The sequence below is a fragment of the Sphingobacterium sp. T2 genome (assembly GCF_000814685.1).
GTDB classification, from domain to species: domain Bacteria; phylum Bacteroidota; class Bacteroidia; order Sphingobacteriales; family Sphingobacteriaceae; genus Sphingobacterium; species Sphingobacterium thermophilum.
In genome coordinates this window covers 1-1229 of sequence record NZ_JXAC01000272.1, presented here as the reverse complement: position 1 = coordinate 1229, position 1229 = coordinate 1, and the positions used below count along the sequence as shown (strand labels likewise).

The 1229-nt window shown below is 41.1% G+C and carries 1 protein-coding gene and 1 pseudogene; both read right to left on the bottom strand.

The features are described from left to right. On the bottom strand, positions 1-698 hold a 698-nt coding region (locus tag SD31_RS13975), incomplete at its 3' end, for a carboxypeptidase-like regulatory domain-containing protein (protein ID WP_039054570.1). A 280-nt stretch (positions 699-978) separates the two neighbouring features. Continuing rightward, a pseudogene (locus SD31_RS17700) lies at positions 979-1229 on the bottom strand (hypothetical protein); the annotation flags it as partial.

Here is a 1229-nt window from a genome sequence, read left to right as displayed (position 1 = left end):
ATAGCGGTGGCTTCTGCTCCTTTCATGATGACATAACTTTCTATATCTTCCGGATTCAGGTCAATAGCCCTGTTAGAGTAGTCGTTTTCCCGGTTTGTTCCATCATACACCAAATCGTGCTCATTGATGATAGAGTTGTCCACCGGTACCCCATCAATCACGATTAACGCGTTGTTGTCTCCGGAGATAGATACAAAGCCACGAAGGACAATCTGCGCAGAAGCTCCCGGCAAGCCATTAGAGCTGTTTACCGACAACCCCGGCACACGACCTTGAAGGCCGTTGAAGAAAGCCTCTCTTTGGGTTTCGGCAACCTCCTCACCCGACACGCGAGGCGTAGAATACCCCAGCGACTTTCTATCCCGCTCAATACCGAAAGCCGTAACAACGACCTCGTCAATAGAGGAAGCATCTTCTTTCAACACGACATTGATCACATTTTCAGAGCCCACTTTCCGCTCCACAGCCACCATCCCTACAGACCGAAAGACCAATGTCGCTCCTTCCGAAACCCGAATGGTATATGTTCCGGAAGCGGAAGACACCGTTTGATTGGATTTTCCTTTTTCTTGGATTGTTACTCCCCCTAACCCCGTGCCTCTCTCATCGGTAACCTTTCCTGAAATTGTTCGTTGCGCAAATGCATTGGCACTAATAAAGATTAGTCCAAACACGAAAAGAAGTAACCGTGCTTTCATAATAGTAGTTCATTTAAGTAATAATTGTTAGTTTATTAGTTTTCTTTAGGTAAAAACTATGGCAATAATTAGGTTAAAATTAGCGTTCGCTTTCTATAACAATAATAAAAAATCAATTTCAAATATTCACACGTTTTTTCATATTTTTTTTTAAAAAAAATGAAAAAAACACGCATAAGCTTTTTAAATTCATTTAGCATACCACAATACCAGTAGAGAATGTAAAAACTGAAAGGTTTTTGTCTATAAATAAAAAGGCCGAAACAATTGTTCCGGCCTTCTATTTATTAATTATTTTATTTATTAATTCTAGCTTTGCGTCGTAGTCACTCTCATTGCCCAACCTATCCACCGCCTTTACGGCTACCGCATTCAGCTTTTCTCCATCTTTGTATAGGGCAAGTTCTCTTGCTGTAATATTACTATCCAAAATTTCTATTTGCCACTCCTTTCCGTAACGGTAGTATAATACATAATGCCGGATTTGGTCGGGCTGCTTGTGCAACCATTTTGCATGCGCATTATTTCCCT